The organism is Burkholderia sp. lig30, assembly GCF_000687455.2.
Classification (GTDB): Bacteria; Pseudomonadota; Gammaproteobacteria; order Burkholderiales; family Burkholderiaceae; genus Burkholderia.
Genome location: NZ_JGVW01000070.1, coordinates 87,604 through 108,384 on the forward strand (window position 1 = coordinate 87,604; position 20,781 = coordinate 108,384).

Annotated in this window: 15 protein-coding genes and 2 pseudogenes; 9 read left to right on the forward strand and 8 right to left on the reverse strand. The window is 67.5% G+C overall.

Annotation, left to right across the window (positions count from 1 at the left end; genetic code table 11):
• Positions 1 to 36: 36 nt before the first annotated feature.
• Positions 37 to 819 (reverse strand): COG4705 family protein, encoded by a 783-nt coding sequence (locus tag LIG30_RS10795; protein WP_038711970.1) that lies wholly within the window; start codon positions 817 to 819, stop codon positions 37 to 39.
• A gap of 157 nt (positions 820 to 976) precedes the next feature.
• Here LIG30_RS10795 and LIG30_RS10800 point away from each other — a divergent pair.
• A pseudogene (locus LIG30_RS10800) lies at positions 977 to 1,195 on the forward strand (IS5/IS1182 family transposase); the annotation flags it as partial.
• Here LIG30_RS10800 and LIG30_RS25240 read toward each other — a convergent pair.
• Positions 1,158 to 1,622: pseudogene (locus tag LIG30_RS25240) on the reverse strand (TonB-dependent receptor plug domain-containing protein); the annotation flags it as partial. The pseudogenes LIG30_RS10800 and LIG30_RS25240 overlap by 38 nt on opposite strands.
• Positions 1,623 to 2,060: 438 nt before the next feature.
• Between LIG30_RS25240 and LIG30_RS10810 the strand changes: the two are divergent.
• The 3 genes from LIG30_RS10810 (at position 2,061) to LIG30_RS10820 (ending at position 5,244) form a co-directional block, all read left to right on the forward strand.
• A complete protein-coding gene (locus tag LIG30_RS10810; RefSeq protein WP_038711974.1) occupies positions 2,061 to 3,494 on the forward strand; it encodes an ISNCY family transposase in 1,434 nt (477 codons plus the stop codon).
• Between the two features lie 251 nt (positions 3,495 to 3,745).
• Positions 3,746 to 4,510 (forward strand): 2-keto-4-pentenoate hydratase, encoded by a 765-nt coding sequence (locus LIG30_RS10815; protein ID WP_038711976.1) that lies wholly within the window; start codon positions 3,746 to 3,748, stop codon positions 4,508 to 4,510.
• A gap of 290 nt (positions 4,511 to 4,800) precedes the next feature.
• Positions 4,801 to 5,244, forward strand: coding sequence for a hypothetical protein (locus LIG30_RS10820; RefSeq protein WP_038711977.1), 444 nt, complete (start codon positions 4,801 to 4,803; stop codon positions 5,242 to 5,244).
• Between the two features lie 141 nt (positions 5,245 to 5,385).
• On the opposite strand, the gene LIG30_RS10825 is transcribed toward LIG30_RS10820, so the two are convergent.
• The gene (locus LIG30_RS10825; protein ID WP_038711979.1) at positions 5,386 to 6,534 is read right to left on the reverse strand and encodes a methyl-accepting chemotaxis protein; all 1,149 of its coding nucleotides are present in this window, start codon (positions 6,532 to 6,534) and stop codon (positions 5,386 to 5,388) included.
• Positions 6,531 to 6,875, reverse strand: a complete 345-nt coding sequence (locus LIG30_RS26205) for a hypothetical protein (RefSeq protein ID WP_152986063.1) — start codon at positions 6,873 to 6,875, stop codon at positions 6,531 to 6,533. The genes LIG30_RS10825 and LIG30_RS26205 overlap by 4 nt, the downstream gene beginning before the upstream one ends.
• 182 nt (positions 6,876 to 7,057) lie before the next feature.
• Between LIG30_RS26205 and LIG30_RS10830 the strand changes: the two genes are divergently transcribed.
• The 5 genes from LIG30_RS10830 (at position 7,058) to LIG30_RS10850 (ending at position 15,666) form a co-directional block, all read left to right on the forward strand.
• The gene (locus LIG30_RS10830; RefSeq protein ID WP_038711980.1) at positions 7,058 to 8,398 is read left to right on the forward strand and encodes an MFS transporter; all 1,341 of its coding nucleotides are present in this window, start codon (positions 7,058 to 7,060) and stop codon (positions 8,396 to 8,398) included.
• 489 nt (positions 8,399 to 8,887) lie between these two features.
• Positions 8,888 to 9,481 (forward strand): DUF2760 domain-containing protein, encoded by a 594-nt coding sequence (locus LIG30_RS10835; protein ID WP_038711981.1) that lies wholly within the window; start codon positions 8,888 to 8,890, stop codon positions 9,479 to 9,481.
• A complete protein-coding gene (locus LIG30_RS10840) occupies positions 9,478 to 11,325 on the forward strand; it encodes an Hsp70 family protein (protein ID WP_038711983.1) in 1,848 nt (615 codons plus the stop codon). The genes LIG30_RS10835 and LIG30_RS10840 overlap by 4 nt, the downstream gene beginning before the upstream one ends.
• A gap of 5 nt (positions 11,326 to 11,330) precedes the next feature.
• Positions 11,331 to 14,099: an Hsp70 family protein gene (locus tag LIG30_RS10845; RefSeq protein WP_038711985.1), complete on the forward strand. Its 2,769-nt coding sequence runs from the start codon at positions 11,331 to 11,333 to the stop codon at positions 14,097 to 14,099.
• A 337-nt stretch (positions 14,100 to 14,436) separates the two neighbouring features.
• Positions 14,437 to 15,666: a Fic family protein gene (locus tag LIG30_RS10850; RefSeq protein ID WP_038711988.1), complete on the forward strand. Its 1,230-nt coding sequence runs from the start codon at positions 14,437 to 14,439 to the stop codon at positions 15,664 to 15,666.
• Positions 15,667 to 15,940: 274 nt separating this feature from the next.
• Here the strand turns inward: LIG30_RS10850 and LIG30_RS10855 are convergent, their stop codons facing one another.
• The 4 genes from LIG30_RS10855 to LIG30_RS10870 all read right to left on the reverse strand — a co-directional run.
• Positions 15,941 to 17,365 carry a sensor histidine kinase gene (locus LIG30_RS10855; protein ID WP_038711990.1) on the reverse strand — a complete coding sequence of 475 codons (1,425 nt, stop codon included), beginning with the start codon at positions 17,363 to 17,365 and terminating at the stop codon, positions 15,941 to 15,943.
• A 49-nt stretch (positions 17,366 to 17,414) separates the two neighbouring features.
• Positions 17,415 to 18,872 carry a nickel-dependent hydrogenase large subunit gene (locus LIG30_RS10860; protein ID WP_038711992.1) on the reverse strand — a complete coding sequence of 486 codons (1,458 nt, stop codon included), beginning with the start codon at positions 18,870 to 18,872 and terminating at the stop codon, positions 17,415 to 17,417.
• A gap of 8 nt (positions 18,873 to 18,880) precedes the next feature.
• The gene (locus tag LIG30_RS10865; RefSeq protein WP_083493983.1) at positions 18,881 to 19,915 is read right to left on the reverse strand and encodes a HupU protein; all 1,035 of its coding nucleotides are present in this window, start codon (positions 19,913 to 19,915) and stop codon (positions 18,881 to 18,883) included.
• The coding region (locus LIG30_RS10870) for a sigma-54 interaction domain-containing protein (protein ID WP_038711994.1) at positions 19,912 to 20,781 on the reverse strand (870 nt) is incomplete at its 5' end. The genes LIG30_RS10865 and LIG30_RS10870, both read right to left, overlap by 4 nt.

A 20,781-nucleotide genomic window follows, 5' to 3' on the forward strand; every position in this document is an offset into this window, starting at 1 on the left:
AAGATCCTCGATTCGATGGTGAAGTAAAGGTGACGGTCATTCGGCGGCCCCGGCGCGCGTGCGGCTGCTGGCGGCGAACTGTGCGGCGGCGACGAGCACAACGATCACGGTGAGGAACAGCAAACTCGTCGACGCGGCACCGAGGCCGAACCCGCCGTAGGTGCGCGACTGCGTGAGCAGGTCGCCGAGCGACGCGCCGAACGGCCGCGTCAGAATGTACGCAATCCAGAATGTCGGGACCGCGTTGGCGCCACAGTGCCACGCGGTGTAGACGGCCGCGAGCAGGATGCCGAACGATACGGCGCCGAGCGAGAAGCCGAGACCGACCGCTTCGGTCGCGAGATCGCCGGCGGCAGTGCCAAGCGCGAATGTGCCGAGGATCGCGGCCCAGTAGAACAGCTCGCGACGCGGCGTGTCGATCGCGCCGATCGACAGGGTGCCCTCGACGCGATACCAGATCGCGAAAAATGCCGCGAGCGCAACGGCGAAGACGCCCGTGCTGACATAGAGACTGACGCCGAGGCCGTCGGTCAGCAGATCGGTGATTTGTGTCCCCACGATGCTCACAAGCACGACCGTGAGCCAGTAGATCCACGGCGTGTATTTGCGTGTGCGCATCTGCAGGATGAGCGCGATCGCAAGCAGCGACATCATCAGCCCGCGCGTTGCGCCCTGGCCCCATCCCGCGTTGACTGCGAGAAAGTCGGCGCCAGTCTCGCCGACCGTGGTGGACATGATCTTGATGATCCAGAACGCGAGGGTGATCTCGGGAACCTTGTTGAGCCAGCGGGTGGCCGGTCGATCGGCAGCGTAGGACATGCGGACGACTCCTCGGAAATTGGGTGGCGGACGTGCAGTCTAATTGCTCCGGCTTAACAGAACCTTAGCAGGCTGTTGAAATAGCTCCCGCCGTGGTCATCCGACCGGGAGCGGTAAACGTTGAAACAAGGAAGCAGACAACACTGAAACCGAAGCGATGCGCGGAGCGGACAGCTACACCGAGACGATGTTCGCGATGGCGCGGCTGGATGACTTCGTGCCGGCCAATCACCCGCTGCGTCCGATTCGCATATGGCTGAACGACGTGCTCAAGCGCATGGACCCGGTGTTCGCGCGCATGGACGAGAGCGACGCGAAGGGCGGCCGCCCGAGCATCGCCCCGGAGAAGCTGATTCGTGCGTTGCTGTCGCAGGTCGCTCGAGGTTCGCGGTGTCGCGCGGGACGCTAATTCCGCGGTTCCATGAGAAGCCGTTGACCAGGTAGTCGGTGCCGGACGTGCTGCCGTCGCCGGCGAAGCCGCGCACCGCGTAGTTGTCCCACAGGCCGCCGAAGTTGTTCTGTCGCGAGACGCCTGCGACCCAGTCGTACAGGTCTTCGCCGCGTGTCGCGGCAATGGTCTGAACCAGCTTCGTATCGACGCTGCTGACCGCGAACGGAATCTCCATCACGTCCACCTCGCTGCGCGTAGCGCTCGTCGATTCGCGCGTACGAAACGGCGCCATCGCACGTTGCGCGGAGATCTCGATGGCGGGCAACGACATTTCCTGCGCGTCGGCGGCGCCCATACCCGCCGCGCCGACGACGATGGCCATCGGTGCGGCCGCCCAGTTCTTTCTGCTCATACCTCGTCTTTTGGTGTGGTTCGCGTTCGGGCACGGCGGGCGGCCTCGCGCTGACATCTGTGTTCAAAACAGTACATTTGAGCGGAAAGGTCATGCAAATGAGATGTATGTGCAATCGCAGGTTAAGCTTATTAAGTTTGGGTTGAAGCGCAGCGCGAGGAACGGGTCGAGGTCGTTCTGGTTGGGGCGGTGCTGTCGATGAGATGTGGTCTCGCTCGTTCGGACAGTTTTCCGAGATTTTTAAGTGGAGCGTCCGGGAACAGGGGTGCTTTGATTGCCTAAATCGCCGTGGCAAATTTGCGAACGAAATTTGACATAAGATGAATTATCGGCAAAACAGGTGTAGGTCCCAAGTTCAGATGTCGCGTTTCCGCTAAATAAAAATGTCGTGTTTTAGCTTGCAGGATGGTTGCCGACACCCCTCAGGGAGCGCCGGCGATGAACGCGACTGGGACGATCACGATGACGATGCGCGAACTGGACCGATACAAGGTGATTGAGGCTGTAGCTGATGCGCGGCTGAAACCGGGCCAGGCCGCCGAGCGGCTTGGGTTGAGCGTGCGTCAGGTGGAGCGCCTGGTGCTGCGTTACCGAGCCGCTGGCACGGCGGGACTGGTGTCGGGCAAGCGCGGACGCCCGAGCAATCACCAGTTGCCTAGCGGCAAAGCGCAGCGTGCAGTAGCTCTGATCCGAGAGCGCTACGCCGATTTCGGGCCGACGCTGGCCCGCGAGAAGCTGTTTGAGAGTCATGGTATCGATCTGGCGGTCGAAACGGTGCGCACGTTGATGATCGCTGCCGGTCTGTGGGTGCCGCGCCGGCAACGCCCGCCGAAGGTCTACCAGCCGCGGGCACGGCGCGCGTGCCTGGGCGAACTGGTGCAGATCGACGGCAGCGAGCATCGGTGGTTCGAGGAACGGGCGCCGGGATGCACGCTGCTGGTGTACGTGGACGACGCGACCAGCCGGCTGATGCAGCTGCACTTTACGGCCACCGAGTCGACCTTCAGCTACTTCGAGGCGACGCGGGCGTATCTGGAGCGCTACGGCAAGCCGGTGGCGTTGTATAGCGACAAGGCCAGCGTGTTCCGCAGCCCGAACGCGGGCAAGACCGGTCGCAGCGTGACGCACTTCGGCCGGGCGATGTACGAGCTGAACATCGACACGTTCTGTGCGAACAGCAGCCCGGCCAAGGGGCGTGTGGAGCGCGCGCACCTGACGCTGCAGGACCGGCTGGTCAAGGAACTGAGATTGCGCGGCATCAGCACGATCAACGACGCCAACGCGTACGCGCCCTCCTTCATCGCGGCTTATAACGCCCGCTTCGCAAAGCCGCCACGGAGCGACTTCGACGCACACCGGCCATTGCGGGACGACGAGGATCTGGATCTGCTGCTGACCTGGCGCGAAACGCGCCGGGTGTCGAAATCGCTGACGGTGCTGTACGACCGGGTGCTGTACTTGCTGGACGACACGCCGGAACACCGCAAGCTGATTCACCGCTACATCGACGTGTGGGAGTATCCGGACGGACGGATCGAGATCCGCACCGACGGCGCCGTGCTGTCCTGTCGTCCTTACGACAAGCTGGCGGAGGTCGATCAAGGCGCGGTGATCGAACACAAACGCCTGAGTCACGTGCTGCAAGTGGCAGAGGCGATTCAGGCGCAGCGCGACAACCGGCGGATCTCGGGGTCACCGTCTCGCACCAATCAAGGCCAGGCCGTGCGTACCCCAGGCCGTCCAGCCGGAACCAAGAAGCAACGGGAGTTCACCCAGGCGGACATCGAGCACGTGATCGTGGACTTGGCCGAGCGCAGGCAGGCACAACCGCAACCCCGCAAACCGGGTCGTCGGTCTGCAAGCCCTATCTGAATGGGCACCAGCGCCCCGCTGCCTCACCCCTGACCTTCTACGCTGAGTGACGGACAAACCGATGAAAGATACGACATCTCTATCTGGCTGACGCTACGACATTTGAGAATGGCTTTGACAACAGGTGTAAGAGCTATATGCAAATGTCATGTTCTGGCCGCCGCAATGAACGCGTTATCATCGGTCCCGCTTCTTCCCGCCGACGTGTGCCGGCGGGCCGACCACTCATTGCGCGAAGACGCGAAAACGACATGACAGACACTCTCCAACGCGTCGACGATGCGGCGCGGCATCTGCTTGCGGCCCGTCGCGCCGGCGTCGCCGGCCCGCTTCTGCCGGATGCCTGCCGGCCCGGCGACATCGACACGGCGCTCGCGATCCAGCGCCGCGTCGTCGAACTGTCGGGCGAGCCGGTCGGCGGGTGGAAGTGCGCGCTGCCGCCGCCAGGACGTGTAGTCGTCGCGCCGATCTTCGCGTCCACGATCCGTGCGTCGGGCGGCCCGTTCCGGGTGGTCGCCGGTACGCCCACCGTCCGGATCGAACCGGAAATCGCCTTCGTGCTCGATCACGATTTGCCGCCGCGCGGCCAGCCGTACAGCGAGGACGAGGTGCGCGGCGCAATCCGCGAGGTTCGTCTCGCGCTCGAAGTGCTGGGCTGCCGCTATGCGGATCCGTCGCGGGCGACGGTGCCGGAATTGCTCGCGGACGGGCAGTTCAACCAGGGCCTGTGCGTCGGGCCGGTCGTGCCGGGCGCCGGGCATGCGACGCTCGATGCGATCGCTCTCGAATTTCAAGGCTGCGTGAACCGGCTGATCGACGGGCGCCATCCGGACGGACACCCGTTCAAGCCGCTGCCGTGGCTCGTCAATTTCCTCGCGGCGCGCGGCGAATCCGTTCGGGCGGGCCAGGTCGTGACGACCGGCTCGTATGCCGGCGCGATCGACGTGCCGCTCGGCCAGCCGCTGACCGTGCGATTCGGCGAGCTTGGCAGCCTGACGGTGGAACTGGTCGCGTGATGTGACCCCGGACGAATGCGGCGTACCGGCATTTTTTACGCCGCGTTACAGCCGCATCCTGCGGAGGCGTTGTCGCGCCGCTTTCCGCGCGTTCCGCTGCCGGCGGGAGGCTTTTCGCGGCGCCGCCTCGAGGAATCTCTCGCTTGACCGTTCGTCGGAATTATCTTAAAAAAGTAAACAGGCACTTACGGAAAGTGCGCGCAGCGGCGAGCGTCTTCCGGGTCGGACTGATGGCGTAGAATCAGTCGTGCTGTCGCAATATCGAGTTGAAGACATTGAACGGTCATGCCATGAACAAGTCCCTTCTCGCCCCCCTGTTTTCGGTGATGCTGCTGGGCGCCGGGTTCTGTCCCGCGTCCGCGTCAGCACACGCGCTCGACGAGCAGTTCACCTGCAAATCCAGCGCGCATTCTTTCATCACCCGGCTCATCAACGACCAGTCGATCGATCCGACGCCGATGCGCGTCGAGTCCAATTCGGTCAATGCGTTCAAGCCGAAGCACGAAGCGGATCTGACCGCGTTCGGCCTGCGCGTTCGCGCGGTATTCGGCTACCAGCCGGGTGACCCCACCTTCAAGCCCGGAAACGGCAAGAGCTCTTCCGGCCCCGTGTACGGCGCGGTGGTGTTCGGCTCGACGGACTCGCTGGAGCCGCTTCTGAAGCAGGCCGGCAGTCACGCGGCCATCCATCAGGTCATCCCCCTGGTGCTGTCGGCCATCGTCTGCGAGGCGTGACGCAATCGGGCCCGCGTCGCCGGGGCGACACCGTCCCGGTGCCGTCAGGCTTTGCCATTGCGGCACGGAGCTGCGCTCCCCGCGTACCAGCGAGCAATCGGACGCACGCCGGGCGCACTCGCCCGGCAACCGTCACCCGAATCAGGCTCCCGCATGCGCGTTGCGGGTCAACGTAAACGCCGACACCGCCGTTTTCAGCTTCACCGCCTGTCCTTCGAGCGAGTGCGCGGCCGCGGCCGCCTGCTCGACGAGCGCGGCATTCTGCTGCGTGACGCGATCCATCTCCATGACCGCCGTGTTGATCTGCTCGATCCCGCGCCCCTGCTCCTCCGCGGTGCCGGCGATCTCGTCGACGATTCCGGAGACCTGGCGCGTCGCCGACCGGATTTCGCCGATCGCCGCACTGACGATGTTCGCCTGCCGGAGGCTGTCCTGGGTCGTCGAGACGGATGACGCAATCACGTCGTTGATCTCCTTCGCGGCCGCCGCGCATCGCTGTGCCAGGCTGCGGACCTCGCCCGCCACGACCGCGAACCCCCTTCCTTGCTCGCCGGCACGGGCCGCCTCCACCGCGGCATTGAGCGCGAGGATGTTGGTCTGGAACGCGATCCCCTCGATCACGCTCGTGATGTCGGAGACCTTCTGCGAACTCGCGCCAATGCGCTCGATCGTGTCGAGCATCGCGCGCATCGCCTGGCTGCCGTCATCGGCGAGCTTGTCGGCATTCGACGCGAGATCGTTGGCCGCATGCGCACTGTCGACGCTGCGCTTCACGCCCTCCGTCAGCTGCATCATGCTTGCGGCGGTCTCCTGAAGCGACGCGGCCTGCTGCTCGGTACGCGCGGAAAGATCGAGGTTTCCCGCGGCGATTTCCCGCGTGGCAGTCGATACCGAGTCCGATGACGCGTGAACGACGCCCATCGATTCCTCGACGCGCCGCATCAGCCTGTCGAATGCAACCGCCGCCCGCCCGAACTCGTCCATCTTCGGGCTCGCCGATCGTTTCGACAGATCGAGCGTGGTCGCAACCTCTTCGAATTTTCCGGCCATCCGGTTCAGTCCGCCGCACACGACGCGCAGCAGATGAATCGCGAAGCCGAGCGCGACGACAGCCCCGGCCACTGCGATCGCGATCTGGCCGCGCAGCAGGAACGGGAAGATCGACGGCACGCTCGCATCGACATGACGCATCCCGGCTACGCCGAGGATGGCAGACGCGATCATCGTCGACGTCCAGATGCCGAACGCAAGCCACAGCTTGAGCCTGATCGTGAGAATGGGTTGCTTCACGGGATTTCCTTCGTAAGTAACGCGACGACCGCGCGTCCGCCTCGACAGCGGCCCGCAGGTAATCGACTCGATTGATGACTCGCGTCACGCGCGGCAATCCGGCATGCGGTGGCGATGTGCGTCGAATGTCCGGTGTCGGACGGACGCAGGTCCGCCTGACGCGATCGAACGTAAAAACGACATTGATACGGCATCCTTGATGATCGTTTACCCGATATGGACAGTTCGAAGATAGTTCGTTCCACGATGTTGCCGTCGTCGTGGCGGGCGATGACGCGTGGAAAAACGCTGCGAAACCGCTGAAAAATGCAGAAAAATCCGCGGCAGACGACATCGGACATCGTCGAAAACTGGTTGCGCGCACACCGTTAAAGCCAATGCGCGATGACGAACCGGCCACATCATGCCTCTCAGGTATGGAAACCAGATCACGAGGGTATTGGACTGGCCGTGCGCGATTGACTTACCTTGTCCCGACACCAAGCCGGCGCGCGGGACGCGACATGGCATCCAAGGAGACATCATGAGCAAGCCTCTCGACATCGCATCGCTGATCGACCGGGAAGCGGTCGGCTTCCATCAGTGGCTGGTCTTCCTGCTTTGCTTCGCGACGACGCTGTTCGACGGCTTCGACACGCAGGCCATCGCCTACACCGGCCCTGCGATCATCTCGGCATTCGGCCTCGCGCCCGGCGGCCTCGCGCCGATCCTGACCGCCGGCGTAGTGGGCATGACGATCGGCGCCATGACGCTCGGGCTCGTCGGCGACCGCATCGGACGACGTCCCGCGCTGCTCGGCGGCGTCGCGCTGTTCAGCGTCGCATCGCTGGCGACGGCATGCGCGACGAGCACCGATCAGATCCTCGCGCTTCGCTTCGCGGCAGGGCTCGGCATGGGCGGCTGCACGCCCGTGCTGCTGGCGCTCGCCGCGGAATACGGCCCTGCCCGTCATCGCGGCGCGATCATGACGGGCGTGCTGCTCGGCCTGCCGGCAGGCGCGATGCTGGGCGCGCTGCTCGCGGCGCGCATGATGCCCGCGATCGGCTGGCAAGGCATCTTCGTGGTCGGCGGCGCGTTGCCGCTCGGGTTGCTCGTCGTGCTCTGCTTCGCGCTGCCCGAGTCGCTGCAATTTCTGGCCGCGCGCACCCGTGCCGAGGATGTCCGGCGCGTCCATGCGATCCTGCGCCGGATGCTGGGCGCCGCGCTGCCGGACGACGCACGGTTCCATGTCAGCGAGGCAACCGTCCGCGCGAGCGTGAGCGAACTGTTTCGCAACGGCAACACGCGCAATACCGTTGCGATCTGGGCGGTCTACCTGTTCAACTGGGTCGCGTGGTTCATGTTCCTCTCCTGGCTGCCGACCGTCCTGAAGACTGCCGGCCTGTCCGTCACGCTGGCGCCGATGGGCACGGTGACGGTCAATGCCGTCTTCATCGCGTGCGCGATTCCGCTTTCGATGCTGCTCCGGAAAGTCGATACCCGGCATCTGCTCGTCGGGCTGCTGCTGCTCGGGATCGCCATCGCGATCGGGCTCGCCAACGCGGGCACGGCGTGGTCCCTCGTCTTCGTGCTGGCCGGCGCGGCCGGGCTTGGCATCGGCGGGCAGCAGATCGCGCTCAACTATCTGGTGGTGACCGCCTACCCGACTTCGTTGCGGGCCACCGCGACGGGCTGGGCGATCGGGATGGGGCGCGTGGGCGCAATCGCCGGCTCCGCCGTCGGCGGGACGGTGCTCGCCGCGGGCGGGCCGGCCGGGTTCTATCTCGCGCTGGCGGTTCCGCTCGCCGCGGCGTTGCTCGGCGTTCTCGCCATCCGCCCCGGCCGGTATGCGATCGATCCGGGGCTGGCCCCTTCCGCGCACTGACGCGATACGCATCCTTCGAACGTACGCTGCCCGATGATCGCCTGCACGCGCGGGGCGCCCGGCTAGGGCATTGATTGCCGGGGTGCGGCGTCGCGCCGGCGAATCGATTGCCTTCCATGCGCACGACATCGGCGCAATGAATCGATTGTCTTCCATGAGCGCGGCGGCGCGCCGGCGAGTCGATTGCCTTCCATGAGCACGGCGTCGCGGCAAAGAGTCGATTGCCTTCCATGAGCGCGGCGTCGCGGCGACCGTTCAATCCCCCTCCGTGAAGACGGACGCCCCCCGACATTGCAGAAATAGCGAAATTTCCGCCAGAAAATTCGCAATTTGGCCGGCACACGCTCAGATCAAGGCAAAATACGGGTTTTGCGCCCGCGTGGCTCAGAGACGAAATGCCGGCATGGGGCCGTTGGCGCCCCGAGCGCGGCGCGTTCCGCGTCCGGCAGTCCGGCTCGTCGCACTGGCGAGCCTACAGGAGCACTTTTCATGACCGACACGAACATTTCATTCGTCGGCAGGCTGTCGCTTGCCGTCGGAACATTCTTTGCCCTTCTGGGCGACCGCGAACTGGCCGGCCGCGTGCGCCGGTTGCGCGACGGCGCGCCGCTTGCCGCGCCCGTGGCCGCGCCGGTCGCGCCGCCGCAACCGGTGGCGCCAGCCAGGCCCGCCCCCGCTCCTGCTCCCGTCGTGATCAAGGAAGCCACCCCCGACGCCGCGCTCCAGTTGCTCGGATTGCTGCAGCGGGACGCCCGTCTGATCGACTTCGTCGAGGAAGACATCGCCGGCTATTCCGATGCCGACATCGGCGCCGCCGCGCGCCTCGTACACGACGGCTGCCGCACGACGCTGCGCGAGCACTTCACGATCCGCCCGGTGCGCGACGAGGCCGAGGGCACCCGCGTGACGATCGACGAAGGCTTCGACGCGGCCGCGATCCGGCTGACCGGCAATGTCGTCGGCAAGGCGCCGTTCAGCGGCAGCATCAGCCATCGCGGCTGGCGCGTCGAGTCGGTGCGCCTTCCGAAGCTGAACGCGTCCCACGACGCAACCGTGATCGCGCCGGCGGAGGTGGAGCTATGAGCGAGCCGCGCTACTCGATCGGCATCGATCTGGGCACGACCCACTGCGCGCTGTCGTACGTCGACCTGACGTCCAGCGATGGCGAGAAAACCACCCTCGACGTGTTGCCGATCACGCAGCTCACCGCGCCGGGCGCGGTCGAGTCGCCGAATCTGCTGCCGTCGTTTCTGTACCTGCCGCACGAGAACGAACTGACGCCGGGCGACCTGACGCTGCCGTGGATCGCCGGGCGCGACTTCGCCGTCGGCGAACTGGCCCGCAGCCGCGGCGCGGGCACGCCGATCCGTCTGGTGTCGAGCGCCAAGAGCTGGCTTTGCCATCCGGGCGTGGACCGTCGCGCGGCGATCCTGCCGAGCGACGCGCCGCCGGAAGTCGCACGCGTGTCGCCGCTCGAAAGCTCGGTCCGCTATCTCACGCACCTGCGCGAAGCATGGAACCACGCGCATCCCGATGCGCCGTTCGGCGACCAGGACGTCACGGTCACGATTCCCGCATCGTTCGACCCGGCCGCCCGCGAACTGACCGCCGAGGCGGCGCAGGCGGCCGGCTATACGCGGATGACGCTGCTCGAGGAGCCCCAGGCGGCGCTCTACAGCTGGATCGAGAAAAGCGGCGGCGCGTGGCGCAAGGACGTGAAGGTCGGCGACATCATCCTGGTCGTCGACGTCGGTGGCGGCACGACCGACCTGTCGCTGATCGCGGTCGTCGAGCGCGACGGCAACCTGGAACTGCATCGCGTCGCGGTCGGCGAACACATCCTGCTGGGCGGCGACAACATGGACCTTGCGCTAGCCCACGTGGTCGCGCGCAAGCTGGCGGCACAGGGCACGCAGGCCGATCCGTGGCAGTTGCGCGCCCTCACCTACGCGTGCCGGGCCGCAAAGGAAACGCTGCTGACCGATGCCGCGACGGATGCGGTGCCGCTCGTCGTGCCGAGCCGCGGCTCGAAGCTGATCGGCGGATCGATCCGCACCGAACTGACCCGCGCGGAACTGACGCAGACGATTCTCGAAGGCTTCTTCCCGCAAGTCGACGCGGTCGCGCGGCCGGTCAGCCGCACGCGCGCCGGCCTGACGCAGCTCGGCCTGCCGTACGCGCAGGATGCCGGCATCACGCGCCACCTCGCGGCTTTCCTCGGCCGGCAGGTCGCGGCACTGGCCGAGCTCGACGGGCTGCCGCAGCAGCCGGCGGCGGGCGCGAGCTTCCTGCACCCGACCGCAGTGCTGTTCAACGGCGGCGTGTTCAAGTCGCCGCTGCTGGTCGAGCGCATTCTCGGCACCCTCAACGGCTGGCTCGCGGCCGACGGCGCGCCGCCGGCACGCCTGTTGGGCGGCGCCGATCTCGACCTCGCGGTGGCGCGCGGCGCGGCCTACTACGGCTACGTGAAGCGCGGCAAGGGCGTGCGGATTCGCGGCGGCACGGCACGCGCGTACTACATCGCGATCGAGTCGGCGATGCCGGCGGTGCCGGGCCTCGAGCCGCCGATCCAGGCGTTGTGCGTCGCGCCGTTCGGCATGGAGGAAGGCACCGACGCCGCCCTGCCCGCGCAGGAATTCGGCCTCGTGGTCGGCGAGCCGGTGCATTTCCGCTTCTTCGGTTCATCGGTGCGCCGTCAGGACCAGGTCGGCACGTTGCTCGACTACTGGTCGCCCGACGAGCTGCAGGAGATGGAGGAAATCCAGGCGACGCTGCCGCCCGAAGGCCGCACACCCGGCGAAATCGTGCCGGTGAAGCTGCACGCGCGGGTCACCGAGGCGGGCACGCTCGAACTCGAAGCCGTGCCGCGCGGCACGGACGAGCGCTGGAAGGTCGAGTTCGACGTGCGCGGCGGGGTGAACGCCTGAGCCCGATGAAGCGATACATCGTCGGGATCGACCTCGGCACGAGCAATACCGTCGTCGCGTACGTCGAGGCGGGCGGCGACGCGATCCGCGTGTTCGACGTCGAGCAGCTCGTCGGCCTCGGCGAGGTCGGCGCGCAGCCGCTGTTGCCGTCCGCGCGCTATCACCCGGCGCCCGGCGAGTTTGCGCCGGGCGACCTGCAACTGCCGTGGCGCGATGACGACGTCGGCACGCAGCCGGCCGCGATCGGGCGTCTCGCGCGCACGCTCGGTGCGCAGGTGCCGGGCCGGCTCGTGACCAGCGCGAAAAGCTGGCTGTCGCACGCGTCGGTCGACCGTCTCGCGCCGATCCTGCCGTGGGGCGCGAGCGACGACATCGCCAAGGTGTCGCCGGTGGCGGCGAGCGCCAGCTATCTGGCGCACGTGCGCGCCGCGTGGAACAGCCGCTTTCCGGATGCGCCGCTCGAAGATCAGGACGTGGTGCTCACCGTGCCCGCGTCGTTCGACGACGGCGCGCGTGCGCTGACGCTGGAGGCGGCGCGCCTCGCGAAGCTGCCGAAGCTGCGCCTGCTCGAAGAGCCGCAGGCGGCGTTCTACGACTGGCTGTTCCATCATCGCGACACGTTGCGCGCCGAGCTGGCGCAGACGCGGCTCGTGCTGGTGTGCGACGTGGGGGGCGGAACGACCGACCTCACGCTGATCAAGGTGCACGTCGAGGACGGCGAGCCGCAATTGACCCGCATCGGCGTCGGCGACCACCTGATGCTCGGCGGCGACAACATGGACCTCGCGCTCGCGCGCCTCGCCGAAACGCGTCTCGCCGGCGAGCAGACGCGCCTGTCGGCGGCGAGCCTGTCCCAGCTCGTCGAACGCTGCCGCGTCGCGAAGGAGCAACTGCTCGGCGACGCGCCGCCGGAATCCGTCGGGATCACACTGCTCGGCGCGGGCGCCCGGCTCGTCGGCGGCGCGCGCAAGGCGGACTTGAGCCGCGACGAAGTCGAGCGGATCGTCGTGGACGGCTTTTTCCCGGCCGGCGGGCCGGACGACCTGCCGCACCGGTCGCGGGCCGGGATCGTCGAGTTCGGCCTGCCCTACGCGGCCGATCCGGCCGTCACCCGGCACATTGCCGCGTTCCTGCACAAGCTCGCCGCGCAGTCGTGCGACGCGCTCGGCATGCCGGATGCGCCGCAAGCGGGGTTGCCGGTGCCCGATACGCTGCTGCTCAACGGCGGCGTGTTCCGGTCGAAGGCGCTTGCCGGCCGTCTGGCGGGCACGCTCGGCGCATGGCGGCAGCAGCCGGTGCATGTGTTGCACAACGACCATCCGGATGTCGCCGTCGCGCGCGGTGCGGTCGCTTACGGGCTGGCGCGCGCAGGACACGCGCCGCGCATCGGCGGCGGCTCGCCGCGCAGTTACTTCCTCGTCCTCGACAAGGGCGAGCAGGCGTCCCGTGGCGTGTGCGTGTTGCCGCGCGGCACGCCGGAAGGCCACGAGGTGCGTCTCGACGACCGGGTGTTCGCGCTGCGGCTCGGGCATCCGGTGCGCTTTCACCTCGCGTCCACGGTGGCCGACACCGCGTGGCAGCCGGGCGAACTGGCCGACCTGACGGCCGGCGATTTCGTGCGCTTGCCGCCGGTGGCGACGGTCGTGCAGCAGCAGGACCCGAACGGGCCGCGCGAGCGGCTCGTCAGGCTCGCGACGTCGCTGACGGAGGTCGGCACGCTGGAGATGCACTGCACCGCCACCGACGACCCGTCGCAGCGATGGCTGCTCGAATTCCAGCTGCGGCGCGACGACGGCGAAGACAACGGCGCCGGCGCGACGCGTCATCCATCGCTCGACAAGGCGATCGAACTGATCGACCGCTCGTTCGGCGCCCGTCTGGCGAACGTCGATCCAAAGGAAGTGAAGCGCCTGCGCGCGCAGCTCGAGCAGTTGCTCGGGCCGCGCGAGCAATGGGACGGCCCGCTGCTGCGGGAGCTGTTCGGGGTGCTATGGGAGCGTGCGGGCCGGCGCCGGCGCTCCGCGGATCACGAGCGCGTATGGCTGAACCTGGCCGGCTTCTGCGTGCGGCCGGGGTTCGGCTATCCGCTCGACGAATGGCGTGTCGAGCAGCTGTGGTCGCTGTTCGACGACGGCATCCAGTACGTGAACGAGGGGCAGGTCTGGTCGGAATGGTGGACGCTGTGGCGTCGCGCGGCGGGCGGCCTGAACGAGGAAGCGCAGCTTCAGGTGCTCGACGCGATGGCATGGCTGCAGGAGGCCGCGCGCGCGAAGCGTCCCAAGCTGCCGTTCGATCCCGCGAAGGTCGGCGACATGGACATGGTGCGCCTGTCCGCGTCGCTCGAGCGGGTCGAGGTCGAGCGCAAGATCGAGCTCGCGGAGCAGCTTCTGGCGCGGCTGCAGCGGCCGTCGGAGAACCCTCAGTGCTGGTGGGCGGTCGGGCGGATCGGCGCGCGCCGGCTGCTGTACGGCAGCGCGCACGGCGTCGTGCCGCCCGAGGTGGCGAGCCGGTGGCTGGAAACGATCCTGTCGGTCGACTGGAAGAAGGTCGAGCCGGCTGTGTTTGCCGCGGTGCAGATCGCACGCATGACGGGAGACCGGTCGAGCGATCTGGCGCCGGAAATTCGCGAGAAGGTCGTGCGGCGGCTCGAAGCGGCGAATGCGCCGGCCGCGTGGGTGCAGATGGTGCGCGAGGTGGTCGCGCTCGACAACGCGGATACCGGGCGCGCGTTCGGGGAGGCGCTGCCGCCGGGATTGAAGCTGGTTGCGGCGTGAGCGGGGTGGCACGGTGCGGCAGTCGCACGAGCCGTTCGTCGACCATGCTGTGTATCGCCGCCTCGCCGCCTCGCCGCCTCGCCGCCTCGCCGCCTCGCCGACGAAGCGCTACGCGTTCCGCCACCTCGGTGGGTCATCGTCCTTGAGCGCGAACGGAACCTCCAATCCGCTATCGGCGCCCCACGATAGTCGCCAACAAACTCGCCAAACTTTTTTCAATAGAATTATAATCCATTGATATTTAAGAAATTTTTTGCGTAAAATCGGCCCGTTTTTGAATGCAAACAGCCGCCACGGAACACGCCAGGACGCACGTGGGTGACACCGACACCTATTCATGACTGAGACTGCCAGTTCGTACCCCTATCACAGCCCGCACCAGATGCTGCCGATGCTACCCGGTCCGCACAAGATCGATGATCTTCGGCCACTGGCAGCCGACGTCATTGCTCGCGCCGCCGGTCTCGTCGCGCATGGTATGCCGCGATTGCGCGCGTTATTGCGCGACGCTCTTCGCCCAATGAATTCGTACTATACGAACAAGATTGAGGGCCAGCATACGGAACCGTTGCTCATCGAGCAGGCCATGCGGCAGGACTTCTCCGGCAGTCCGGACGAAGCGCGCCGTCAACGCATCGCCATCGCCCACATCAACACGGAGCGCTGGAGCGAGACGACCTGGATGGCATTCGACGCGATGACGTTCTTTGCGCCTGAAACCGTGAGTCAAATTCACCACCACCTGCACGCCCAACTGCTGCCGGAAGATCTCGCACAACAGGGCGACGATGGTGAGGTCGACGCGGTAGACCCAGGCGAATGGCGAACACGCGGAGTTCGCGTCGGAAATCACGTACCTCCCGATCCCGCGAGTATCCCCGCCTTCATGCAGCGCTGGCATGAAGCCTATCGACATGCCAGGCTCGGCGAAACGGCACTCATCGCGCTTGTCGCAGCTCATCACCGCCTCGCCTGGATTCACCCATTTCTGGATGGCAATGGCCGCACCGCACGCCTGCATACGCATATCGGACTCGCAGGGCTCGGCCTTACTCACGGGCTGTGGTCCCCCATGCGAGGGCTCGCTCGTTCGCAAACGCAATACTATGAGCGCCTGATCGCTGCCGACCAGCCGCGTCAGGGGGATCTGGACGGCCGCGGCAACCTCACCGAACGCGGGTTCGTCGAGTTCATCGAATTTTTCCTCGGTATATGCGTTGACCAGATCCAGTTTATGAGCGGCATGCTGGACCTTCAAGCGTTTGAAAAGCGTCTCGCGCAGATGCTTGCGGCGCTCAGCCAGGACTCGGACACCCGCTTTCTCCGCACGGAAGCGGCACCCGCGCTTTCCTATCTCGCGACGGTCGATTCCATGGACCGGTCAAGGTTCAAGGCAATGATGGGACTCGCACCACGAACCGCGGACAGGGTGCTCGCGGACCTGTTCAAGATTGGGATCTTGACCTCACCCAGCCCTCGTGGTCCGGTGGAACTGGCGATCCCGCTCTTGCTCTTCCGGTGGCTTTTCCCACGGCTTTGGCCCGAAGCGGAAGCCACTGGCGCGTAAGCCCATGGCAGGGCGATCGTATGAGCGGAAGCGCATCACCACCGCGCGCCGGTGGAGCGGCTAGCCGCGCAGTTGGAATCTGGTCGAGCTTGTTGCCAAGCGATGCCTGTCTCAGCGCATGCATTGCTTCCGGAGTTTCGACTCGAAAAACGGCTCGAAATTGATTCACGGTGCTCGAAATTTCGTCACAAACCGGATATTTCGTCTCCATCGCTCGAAAAATCTTCGCTCCAGTTGGCGCTCGAGGCCGACCAGGGTCATGCCGCGACAGACATCATGCGGAAACCGCGTCCCCGTCCCACTCCGGCAATTCGACGATGAATTCGGCCCCGCCCTGCGGCGCGTTGCGCGCCATCAGCCGGCCGTCGTGCCGCTCGATGATCCCATAGCTGATCGACAGCCCCAGCCCGGTACCGCGCCCTTGCGGCTTGGTCGTGAAGAACGGCTCGAACAGCTTGGGCAAATGCGCGTCGGCGATGCCCGGGCCGTTGTCGCGCACGGTCACGACGATGTTGCGATCGCAGCGCGCCGCGTCGATCCACAGCTCGGGCGTGCCGCGATGTGCGCCGGACGCCGCGTCGCAGGCGTTCTGGATCAGATTCATCATCACCTGCAGCAGCTGCCCGGCGCTGCCGCGCACCCGCATCGGCTCGCCGGGCGACCAGTGCACGTCGAACGCCGGCCCCGTGCCCTTCCTGATCCAGTGAATGGCGCGCGTCACGACTTCGTTCATGTCGACCTCGCCGCGCTCCTCGCGATCGACCGCGGAAAACCGCCGCAACGCGCTGACGATGTCCGCGGTGCGCTGCGCGCCCTCGATCATCCCTTCGATCAGCGACGGCAGGTCGGACAGGATCGGATCGATCCGCAGCGTGGCCCGCAGGCGCGCGCGCTCGGCCGCCGACATCGGCTGCGACGACGCGTCGATGAAGTTGGTCAGCCGTTCGCCATACCGCTTGAGCACGTGGACGTTGCCGAGCACGAAGCTGATCGGGTTGTTCAGCTCGTGCGCGACGCCGGCCACGAGCCGCCCGAGCGCCGCCATTTTTTCCGAATGCAGCAGCTGCTGCTGCGCGTGCTTGAGCGCGTCGTGCGCTTCGCGCAACTGGCGGTATGCGCGCTTGAGCTCGCCGGTCGGACGGCCGACCAGCAGGTAGCCGACCCGCCGTCCGCGCGGCCCGCCGCGCGGCGTGCAGCTGAAATCGACCGGCACGGGCGTGCCCTGCGCGTCGCGCATGGTCAGCTCGACCACCGTGCCGCGCGCCGGTGCACCCGACCCGAGCGCACCGCGCAGCGCGGCGACGCTCGCGTCGTCCGCCAGCCAGTGCTCGAAGCGCGAGCCGCGCACCACGCGGTCGGGCTGCCCGAGCAGGTCGCACAGCGCGGCGTTGGTTTCCTCGATCTCGCCGCGCTCGTTGCACGCGGCCAGCACGTCCGACATCGACGACAGCAGGCCGAGAATGAACTGCTGAGACTGTTCGAGCTGCGCGTTCTTTTCCTCGAGCGCGGTCTCGTCCTCCACCAGCTGCGAGTAGACCTCGTCCATCTTGCGGATGACCTCGAGCCACGTCGCCTCGTCGATTCCTTCGAAATTCGGCACCTCGTGCGCGCCGCCGACCGTGCGGCTCAGCGCCTCCTCGGCGGGCGCGGCCTGGCGCTTCGCCGGTCGATCGGGAGGATTGGATTGATTGCTCGCCATGACCTTCGTACTGTACAGAACCCGGATTCAGCGTACCCAGCGGCCGCCGTCAATGCACCGTGCAGACCATGCACGGATCGAATGACCGCACGATGTGCTGGACCGCCACCGGCGTCGTCTCGCCCGGCTCGACCGGCGCGCCGACGAGCGCGGCTTCCAGCGCGCCGGGCCGGCCGCTCGCGTCGCGCGGGGAGAAATTCCACGACGTCGGCGCGACGATCTGGTAATTCGCGATCCGCCCGCCCTTCACGTCGAGCCAGTGGCCGAGGCTGCCGCGCGCGGCTTCGTTGAGCCCGACGCCGCTGCCCTCGTCCGGCAACGCGAATGCCGCGCAATACGGCATGCCCGGCGCCAGCGCACGCACCCACTGCTCCATCATCGGCACGACGCGCGCCAGTTCGAGCGCGCGTGCCAGCACCCGCGTATAGACATTGCCGCCGCTGCGGCCGACGGCCTCCGCGATCAGCGGGTGCCGCTCCGCGAGCTGCCGCGCGATCGCGCCGGTCTCGAGCACCGCGCCGTTCAGGCGCGGCGCCTTGTTCCACGTATAGCCGCCCGGCTTGTCGGCGCGCGGTTCGGTCACGCCGGCCGACGGGTGGCGCGGGCCGCCGGCATCGTCGAGCCACGCGCAGGTCGCGTCCTCGACGATCGCGGTCACGTCGACCGCGTCGAGCCGCGCATGGCGCGCGTCCCAGACGCCGGCGCCGAATGCGTGGCCGCCTTCCGGCTGCGGATACGCGCCGTACGACAAATACAGCCCCGGCCCCGGCCCGAGACGCTCCAGGCCGAGATCGCGCGCGAGCATCAGGAAGAACCGCAAGTCGCCCTGCCCACCCGCGCGCTCGCACCACGCGGCGAGCGCGGCCTCGCCGTCGAGCGCGGCGACCTCCTCGAGCGGCGCGCCGAACAGCGTGTCCTCCAGGAATTGCCGGAACTCGCCGATGCACGCCAGCAGGCGTATCCGTTCGGCGGGCTCGACGGCGCGCGCGCTGCCCCCCGGCTGGATCGAGCCGGTGTGCGGCCACTTGCCGCCCAGCGTGCCCATCAGGCGCAGCCAGCGCTGCCGCGCGGCGAGCGCCGCGCGGTGCCGTTCGCCGTGATACGGCGTGAAGCGCGCGACCGCGTCCGCGTGCCAGTGTCGCGCGGCGTACACGGGCCGCACGAAATCCGGCATGAAGAACAGGTAGAAATGGCTCAGGTGGTCCGCGAGATTCTCGGCCGCGAGCATCAGGTTCGACGCGATGAGGCCGTTCGGCGTCGGCGTCACGCCCGCGAGGTCGGCCAGCGCGCGCGCCGCCGCGATCCCTTGCGACACGGAACAGATGCCGCAGATGCGCGGCACGTAGACGAGCGCGTCGAGCGGATCGCGACCCTGCAGGATGCGCTCGAAGCCGCGGAACATCGTCGCGTTCACGTGCGCGCTCGTCACCGCGCCGTCGGCGATGTCGAGGCGCACCTCGAGGTCGCCTTCGACGCGGTTGAACGGACCAATCACCAGTCGGGACATGGGCGTGCCTATTTGCGGGACGTCGAGCGGATCGCCGGCGCGATCTTCGTATGGTCCGCCGTCGCGTTCTCGCGCACGCGCTTCGGCGTCGCCGCCTTCGACAGCGACGCGAGCGCGACGAACCAGGCCTTCGGCATGTCGCTCGGCAGGCCGATCGGGATGCCGGCCACCTTCGGCGTCTGCGCGAACGGGTGGCCGGGCTCCTCGAAGCCGGGCGCGGTGCAGTTGATGCACGCATGGCCGCCGCGCGTGCACGAGCCGTCGCCGTTCCACAGCCGCGTGTTGCAGTCGCCGTGCGCCTGCGTGCCCTTGCAGCCCATGTGCTCCATCATGCAGCCGAGGTCGGACGGCTTTTCCGCGCTCGCCTTGTATTCGTAGAACTCGTTGCGCGTGCAGCCGTGATGCACGAGCTGGTCCGCGTACAGGCGCGGACGGTTGAGCGGGTCGAGGCCGTCCGTGTCGATCAGCCCCATCGCGAGCGCGCCGAGGGTGTCGAGGACCCATTCGGGATGCGTCGGGCAGCCGGCCACGTTGATCACCGGAAAGCCGCTGCGCGACCGGTAGTCGGCGCCGAGCAGGCCGCCCGGCCGCTCGCCGTCGTACTGCAGCCCGCACGCGTCGGTCGGGTTGTCGCCGCCCGCGCTGATGCCGCCGTACGCGGCGCACGTGCCGATCGCCACCGTGTGGTGCGCGACGCGCGCGAGCCGCGCGACCCAGTCGATCATCGGGATGCCGGTGCCCGCCAGCACGTGAAACCGGCCGGTGCCGTTCGGCCCGCGCAGCATCGCGCCCTCGACGCACAGCGCATGCAGCTCGACCGTGCCGTCGAGGCAGGCCTGCAGCACGTCGAGCGCCTCGACGCCGGTCTCGACGGACAGCGACGGATGCCACAGCATGTCGATGCCGGCGCGCGTGAGCATCGCGGAGAAATCCATCGTGTCGGCGCACAGCAGCGACATGTTGCAGCCGCCGCAGCCGCCGGACTGCAGCCACAGCACGTTGAACCTGCCGGCGCGGCCGGGAGCGCGACGCGTGGCGTTCACTTTTTCTTCTCCAGGCCGAAGCGCTGCAGCTTCTGGCGCAGGCCGGCACGCGACAGGCCGAGCTCGGACGCGGCGTGGGTCTTGTTCCAGCGGTGCCGCAGCAGCGCTTCCTTGAGCAGCATCGCCTCCATCGCGTCGAGCCGCTCCTGCAGCGTGCCGCTGGCCGGCATCGGCGCATCCGGCGCGCGCGCGACGGTGCCGGGCTGGCCGCGCAGCACCTTCGCGGAAAACACGTCCGCGTGGATCAGGTCGCCGTCGCTCAGCGCGATCGCGCGGTAGATCTCGTTGCGCAGCTCGCGGATGTTGCCCGGCCACGGATAGCCGAGCAGCACGGCGAGCGCGTCGCGGGCGAAGCCGAGCCCGGTGCGCTGCGGCTCCTGCTCGGCGATGTCCTGCAGCAGCCGGTGCGCGATCGGCGCGAGGTCGCCGGTGCGCTCGCGCAGCGGCGGCAACGACAGCGTCGCGGTCGCGATCCGGTAATACAGGTCTTCCCGAAAGCGCCCGGCCTCGACTTCGCGTTCGAGGTCGCGATGCGTCGCCGCGATCACGCGCACGTCGACGGGCACCGCGCGGGTTGCGCCGACCGGTCGCACCTCGCCCTCCTGCAGCACGCGCAACAGCTTGACCTGGAACGCGAGCGACGTGTCGCCGATTTCGTCGAGGAAGATGGTGCCGCCGTTCGCGCGCTGGAACAGGCCGGTATGCTCGTGGAACGCGCCGGTGAACGCGCCGCGCTTGTGGCCGAACAGCTCCGATTCGAGCAGCGTGTCGGCGACGGCCGCGCAGTTCTCCACGACGAACGGCCCGGCGGCGCGCGGGCTCGCGTAATGCATCGCGCGCGCCAGCAGCTCCTTGCCGGTGCCGGA

Bases quoted from the DNA above. Each gene is read 5' to 3' on its own strand.
- LIG30_RS10840 (WP_038711983.1), top strand. From the start codon at position 9,478: ATGAGCGAGCCGCGCTACTCGATCGGCATCGATCTGGGCACGACCCAC.
- LIG30_RS26205 (WP_152986063.1), bottom strand. From the start codon at position 6,875: ATGTCCGATGTCGTCTGCCGCGGATTTTTCTGCATTTTTCAGCGGTTT.
- LIG30_RS10855 (WP_038711990.1), bottom strand. From the start codon at position 17,365: ATGGCGAGCAATCAATCCAATCCTCCCGATCGACCGGCGAAGCGCCAG.
- LIG30_RS10835 (WP_038711981.1), top strand. From the start codon at position 8,888: ATGACCGACACGAACATTTCATTCGTCGGCAGGCTGTCGCTTGCCGTC.
- LIG30_RS10830 (WP_038711980.1), top strand. From the start codon at position 7,058: ATGAGCAAGCCTCTCGACATCGCATCGCTGATCGACCGGGAAGCGGTC.
- LIG30_RS10810 (WP_038711974.1), top strand. From the start codon at position 2,061: ATGAACGCGACTGGGACGATCACGATGACGATGCGCGAACTGGACCGA.
- LIG30_RS10795 (WP_038711970.1), bottom strand. From the start codon at position 819: ATGTCCTACGCTGCCGATCGACCGGCCACCCGCTGGCTCAACAAGGTT.
- LIG30_RS10845 (WP_038711985.1), top strand. From the start codon at position 11,331: ATGAAGCGATACATCGTCGGGATCGACCTCGGCACGAGCAATACCGTC.
- LIG30_RS10860 (WP_038711992.1), bottom strand. From the start codon at position 18,872: ATGTCCCGACTGGTGATTGGTCCGTTCAACCGCGTCGAAGGCGACCTC.
- LIG30_RS10815 (WP_038711976.1), top strand. From the start codon at position 3,746: ATGACAGACACTCTCCAACGCGTCGACGATGCGGCGCGGCATCTGCTT.
- LIG30_RS10850 (WP_038711988.1), top strand. From the start codon at position 14,437: ATGACTGAGACTGCCAGTTCGTACCCCTATCACAGCCCGCACCAGATG.
- LIG30_RS10820 (WP_038711977.1), top strand. From the start codon at position 4,801: ATGAACAAGTCCCTTCTCGCCCCCCTGTTTTCGGTGATGCTGCTGGGC.